At 70.2% G+C, this 5,842-nt stretch carries 6 protein-coding genes; 4 read left to right on the forward strand and 2 right to left on the reverse strand.

Features of this window, described 5'->3' with window-relative positions:
- Positions 1-161: 161 nt before the first annotated feature.
- Positions 162-824, reverse strand: coding sequence for a TetR/AcrR family transcriptional regulator (locus AC07DO_RS08995; protein WP_479057971.1), 663 nt, complete (start codon positions 822-824; stop codon positions 162-164).
- Positions 825-929: 105 nt separating this feature from the next.
- Here AC07DO_RS08995 and AC07DO_RS09000 point away from each other — a divergent pair, with 105 nt between their 5' ends.
- Together AC07DO_RS09000 and AC07DO_RS09005 are read left to right on the forward strand one after the other, a co-directional pair.
- Positions 930-2,333 (forward strand): MFS transporter, encoded by a 1,404-nt coding sequence (locus AC07DO_RS09000; RefSeq protein WP_479057972.1) that lies wholly within the window; start codon positions 930-932, stop codon positions 2,331-2,333.
- Positions 2,330-3,487: an FAD-dependent monooxygenase gene (locus AC07DO_RS09005; protein WP_479057973.1), complete on the forward strand. Its 1,158-nt coding sequence runs from the start codon at positions 2,330-2,332 to the stop codon at positions 3,485-3,487. The genes AC07DO_RS09000 and AC07DO_RS09005 overlap by 4 nt, the downstream gene beginning before the upstream one ends.
- Here the strand turns inward: AC07DO_RS09005 and AC07DO_RS09010 are convergent.
- Positions 3,449-4,051, reverse strand: a complete 603-nt coding sequence (locus AC07DO_RS09010) for a fatty acid desaturase (protein ID WP_479058574.1) — start codon at positions 4,049-4,051, stop codon at positions 3,449-3,451. The two genes, AC07DO_RS09005 and AC07DO_RS09010, sit on opposite strands and share 39 nt — an antisense overlap.
- On the opposite strand from AC07DO_RS09010, the gene AC07DO_RS09015 reads away from it, so the two are divergent.
- Both AC07DO_RS09015 and AC07DO_RS09020 read left to right on the forward strand, forming a co-directional pair.
- The gene (locus tag AC07DO_RS09015) at positions 3,955-4,332 is read left to right on the forward strand and encodes an ectoine synthase (RefSeq protein ID WP_479057975.1); all 378 of its coding nucleotides are present in this window, start codon (positions 3,955-3,957) and stop codon (positions 4,330-4,332) included. The two genes, AC07DO_RS09010 and AC07DO_RS09015, sit on opposite strands and share 97 nt — an antisense overlap.
- Before the next feature lie 61 nt (positions 4,333-4,393).
- Entirely contained in the window at positions 4,394-5,737 is a 1,344-nt protein-coding gene (locus AC07DO_RS09020) for a hypothetical protein (protein ID WP_479057976.1), read from the forward strand.
- Positions 5,738-5,842: the final 105 nt, after the last annotated feature.

A 5,842-nucleotide genomic window follows, 5' to 3' on the forward strand; every position in this document is an offset into this window, starting at 1 on the left:
GGAGGGGGGGGGGGGGGGGGGGGGGGGGGGGGGGGGGGGGGGGGGGGGGGGGTGGGGGTGGGGGGGGGGGGGGGGGGGGGGGGAGAGGGGGGGGGGGGGGGGGGGGGGGGTGGGCGCCCCCCCCCCCCCCCCCCCGCTTCGCCGTTTCCGTACGTCCCTGTCTACGCCTGTGCCGCCCGGTAGGCCCGCAGGAAAGTCCGTACCCCCTCGACCACCAGCGGCCTGACCCGCGTGTCCTCCGCGGCGTTCGCGGAACCGAGCCGGTCGAGCGCCACGCCGAAGGTCAGCGCGATGAACTGGTCGGCCGCGAGGCGGGAGTCGGGAACGTGCAGCAGTCCGGCCGCGCCGAGCGCGGCGAACCGCTCGGCGAGCGCCTCGTCGGGGGTGTCGGCCATGGAGTTGTAGCCCCGGTGCGGCAGGTGGCCGGACTCCGCGCGGACCAGGCGTTGCAGCGTCGCGTACTCCGCCGAGCCGAGCATGTCGGTCGAGATCCGCATCGAGAAGGTGACCAGCGCGTCTTCGAGGTCGGCGGGCTCGGTGAGGCCGCCGAGGTCGGTCAGGGTCTCGTCGAGGGTGCGGCGGATCGTGGTGATCATCGACTCGCCGATCGCGTCGACGACGGCTTGGAGCAGCGTCCGCTTGTCGCCGAAGTAGTCGTAGACGGTCCGCTTGGACACCTCGGCCCGGGCGGCGACCGCGTCGACGCTGGAGCGGTCGAAGCCGTCCGCGAGGAACAGGTCCCGGGCCGCCGAGAGGATCGCGGCCCGCTTCCGGGCGGACCCCTCGCGCAGTGTCTTGGTGGTCGGCGTCTTGGTCGTCGGCATGGGCTCATCCTAGCCGCCCTCCGACCTACACTGCACGGTGTAGTGTAGTTCTGGTTCAGCGGACACCGTCCCTGACCGGATGACCTCGGAACCGAAAGGACGTCCATGACCGCGACAACAACGCTCGCTCCCCCACTCCGTATCGGGAGAGCCGCTGTCGGGGCTCTAGGGATGCTGGCCGTCGCCACCGGCGCCCTGGAATCGGTGGTGACGCCGACGCTCCCTCTCCTGCAGCGCGAACTCGGCATGAGCCGCGCCGAAGGCGCGTTACTCAGCGTCGTACTGCTCATCACCGGCGCGCTCGTCACCCCGGTCGCGGGCAAGTTCGGTGATCGGTACGGCGGAAAACGGGTCCTCGTACGGCTGATGGCCGTCGTCGCCGCCGGCGGTCTCATCTCCTCGCTCGCGCCGAACCTGCCCGTGCTGCTGCTCGGCCAGGTGCTCCAGGGAGCGATGGTGGGCGCGCTGCCCCTGTCGTTCATCCTGGTGCGCGAGCACCTCCCCGCCGGGGAATCGAAGGTGGCCATCGGGGTGGTCAGCGGACTGTTCGTGGCGGGCGGGATGGCGGGCACGCTGTCGGCGGGGCCCGTGGCGGAAGGGCTGTCCCGGCACTGGATGTTCGCGTTGCCGACGATCGCGGTCGCCGTCGCCACGGTGCTGGTGAACCTGCTGATGCCGCGGGACACACCGCGCCGGTCGGACGGATCGGGGGTCGACTGGCCCGGGCTGCTTCTGCTGAGCGGGACGCTGGTCACGCTCATGCTCGTCCTCGCGCTCGCGCCCGACATCGGCGCGCAGCCCCTCGTCCTGTGCGTCCTCGTCCTGGTGCTCACCGGCTTCGTCACCGCGTGGGTCGCCGTCGAGCGCCGTGCCGCCGCGCCGATGGTCGATCTGCGCATGCTGGCGCGGCCCGCGGTCTGGAAGTCGTGCGTGCTGACGTTCGTGATCTGCGCGGGCACCGCGGTGCCGGTCTATCTCCTCCCGCAGTTGTTCGAGGTCTCCGCCGACGCGTACGGCTTTGGAGCGAGCGCCACCGAAATCGGCTTCTACCTGCTGCCCGGTGCCGTGGCCGCGGCGCTGGCCGGGCCGATCAGCGGAATCGGAACGCGGCGCCACGGCTCGCGTGCCGTGGTCACCGTCGGGATCGTCGTCATGGTCGCCGCCCTGCTCGGCCTCTCGGCCGTGCACGGCGAGATCTGGCACCTCGTCACCGGCAAGGTGCTGATCGCGTTCGCCAACGGCCTGTGCGTCACGGCGATGGTGACCAGCACCGCCACGTCCGTCGATCGGGGTGACACCGGCATCGCCACCAGCCTGGTCCTGGTGACCCGCGTGCTCGGCTTCGCCGTGGGCGTCCAGGTCAGCGGCGCGATCCTCACCGCGGGCACCCCCTCGGGGGCGGACGACCCTGCCGAGTCCGCCTTCGCCATCGGTTTCGCCCTGGCCGCCGTCGTCACGGCGCTGTCGCTGCTCGTCACCCGCACCATGGCCAAAGGAGTCACGAAATGAGCACCACCCGGACCCGCCCCCGTGTCCTGATCTCCGGGGCCAGCATCGCGGGGCCCGCCCTCGCGTACTGGCTGAACCGCTACGGATACGCCGTCACGGTGGTCGAGAAGGCGAGCGCCCTACGCGGCGGCGGCTACCCCGTCGACATCCGCGGCACCGCACTGGAGGTCGTCCGCAGAATGGGCATCCTCCCGCGACTGCGGGACGTCCACATCGACTTGCGCCGGTTGACCTTCCTCGACGGCGACGGCGCCGAGGTGGCCTCGGTCGATCCGCACCACCTCACCGGCGGCGTCGGCGGACAGGATCTGGAGGTGCCGCGCGGGGATCTCACCGAGGCCCTCCACAGGGCGGTCCGTGACGACGTGGAGTTCCTGTTCGACGACCGCGTCGACACGCTCGATCAGTCGGACCACGGGGTCGACGTCACGTTCCGCGGGGGCGGCAGTCGTACGTTCGACCTGGTCTTCGGCGCGGACGGCGTGCACTCGCGCACCCGCGAGTTCCTGTTCGGGCCCGAGGAACAGTTCCACCGCTACCTGGGCCACTGCTTCGCCGGCTTCACCCTGCGCAACACCTTCGGGCTCTCCGACGAGGTCATGATGTGGAACACCCCGGGCAGGGCCGCGGCGCTCTACGCCGCCGGGGACGACGGCCATGTGCACGCCTTCCTCAACTTCGCCCACCCGGAACCGCCGTTCCACGCGTTCCGGAACCCGCGGGCCCAACGCGAGCTGGTGGCCCAGGTGTTCGCCGACGCGGGGTGGGAGGTGCCCGGCATGCTCACCGCCCTGCGCGACGCGGACGACCTGTTCTTCGACGTGGTCAGCCAGATCCGCATGCCCCGCTGGTCCAGCGGCCGGGTCGCGCTGGTGGGCGACGCCGCGTACGCGCCCTCGTTCCTGACCGGACAGGGGTCGAGCCTCGCGCTCGTCGGCGCGTACGTGCTCGCCGGCTCCCTGGCCGGCAGGGGCCACGCCGCCGGCTTCGCCGCGTACGAGCACGACACCCGCCCGTTCGTGACGGCCCATCAGGACCAGGTCGACGAGGGCGGTGCCACGCTCTTCCCCACCACCGCCCCGGCTCTGGAGCGGCGCAACGCGATGCTGCGGAGACTACGAACGCCTCGTCCTGCTCCTTCGCGCGACCGCTGACGACATCGGACAGCAGACGGATGTGGAAGCGGAGGCAGGAGGTTTCCGTGCAGGCGAGATGCGCGCGAACCTGCTTCGACACCTCGTGCAGGTTCCAGGCGGGGCCCCGGGACAGAGGTGGTGCTCGGCGTGGCAGTTCGTGTTCCAGTTGAGGAAGCCGAACCACTTGCTCTTGGTGTAGACCGAATTCGTATTCCGCCATGGATTGTCGGAACGTTCCGCGTAATAGTGCTCGGACATGATGGCGAAGTTGTTCAACACCCAGGCAATGCAGGCCGGCATGATGTATACGGTGAGCATCACCATCGGCCGGAGAATCGTCCGGGTGATGACAACGGCGCCGTGCGGGCGCACCGAAAGGCATAGCCAGGTGGGCATACCCGTACTTCCCGTGGAATACCGATGCGGCTTTCCATAGACTCGATACCCGACCCTGACGGAAATACCGACTCCTGGGCAGGTGTACCTTGCTGATTCGCTCGGTTGAAGATGTCGTCGGAAGCGAATGCGACGTGGACTGGGGTAACGGAACGAGCCGCAGACTGCTCGTTCAGGCCGATGAATTGGGTTTCGGCCTGACCGAGACGTATGTACGGCCCGGCAGCGAGTCGTATCTGCGGTACGACAACCACCAAGAGGTCTGCTACTGCGTGTCCGGCTCCGGTTCCGTGGAGACGGCCGACGGCTTGTTCGACATCAAGCCCGGGATGCTGTACGCCCCGGGCATGGGCGAACCGCACGTGCTCCGTTCGGAACACGGCATGACGCTGATGTGCGTCTTCTCGCCGGCCCTGCACGGGCCGGAGAAGCATCTGCTGACACCGGGTGTGCATTCGAGTTACTAGGGCGGACGGCACCGACTCCCTCTGGTCCAGCCGCTGTTGCGCACAGGGAAGGCAGGAGAGCATGCCCGACACCATTGATCTGGTGGTCCCGAACGTCGTCGAGTTCAACCTGAAACGCGAGCTGCTGGAATTTGATCCGGGTGTGGAACACGACCTCGTCGAGCACGGCACGGGATTCACCGATCAGTGTGTCTTCTGGAGCGCCGGCGACCGCGTGCTCGTGCTTCCGGCCGGCTACTCCCAGGAGTGGCTGACGCACGTCCACACCGGTCTCGGCAGTTCCGTCCCTCCCGTCGTGTCCCCGCTGCCGCGCACCGGCCGCCTGGTCCACGACCTGCTCAACGACGACCGTGCGCTGGCCGCCCTCTCCGCCGCGACCAGTGGGGTGCGGGAGGTGCGGCTCCTCTCCTTCGGCGCGTCGCCCGACCTGTACTCGCTGGCCTCGGTGCTCCGCAGCCAGGGGCTGGAGGTGCGGCTGGACGTCGCGGGACCGGAGCACTACTGGTCGTACGAGTACCTGGAATCCAAGCTGTGCTGTGTCGACCTCGCCTCGCACGTCCCCGGGTTCCGCGTGCCGCGCGGCATCTCCGTCACCAGCTGGGAACAGCTCAAGGGCGCGGTCACGGCCATCGTGGGCAGCGGCGGCCGCGCCGTCGTCAAGAGCATGTACGGGGTGGGGGGTTACGGCTCCGCCGTCGCGCAGGGCGAGGCCGACGGCACCGTACGGCGCTTCTGGCAGACCCTGCGCCGCGAGCCGTTCTTCGGCACGTTCCCGCTCACCGTGCAGGACTACATCGCACACGGCACCGACTGCCCCGCCGTGGACGTCCTCGTCGACGAGGGCGCGGTGCCGCGGATGGAGTACAGCATGCTCGGCGTCGACGGACTGCGCTATCGCAGCCTCGCGCTCGGGCCCGGGGTTCTTGACCCGGCCCTCGAGGAACGGCTCGCCGCGCTCGGCACGGCCGTCCACACGTTCGCGCGATCCCTCGGCTACCGGGGCTGGATGACGATCGACTGCCTCCGCGGCCTCGACGACGCGCTCTACGTCACCGAGATCAACGCCCGGCGCTCCGGCGCCATGCACGCCGTCGCCCTCGCGGAGCGGTGGGCCGACGACCTGCCGATCGCCTACGTCAACGACGCACTGCCACTCCGGCTGACGGGCACGGTGTCGTACGGGGAGCACATCCGTCCCGTCTTCGACGAGCTGTGGGCCGGCGGTGTCCGGGCCTACCCCTCGACGGTCCGGGCCCTCACGGGCCACCGGCCCTCGCTGGGCATCGTCGTGTGCGCCAGGACCGCGGCGGACGGCGAGCGCATCGCCACGCAGGCGCACCAGGCCGTCAACGCCGCTGTCGCCGCGTCCGGTGCCGGCTTCGAGAAGGCGGCCGCGGTGAGGTGACCTCCTTTCTCCAGTACGCGGAAGGGGGGGGGGGGGGGGGGGGGGGGGGGGGGAGGAGAGGAGACCCCCTGCTGCATCCCGGTTTCCCTACCCAGGAGGAGGGGA

Source organism: Streptomyces sp. NPDC045678 (genome assembly GCF_056432085.1).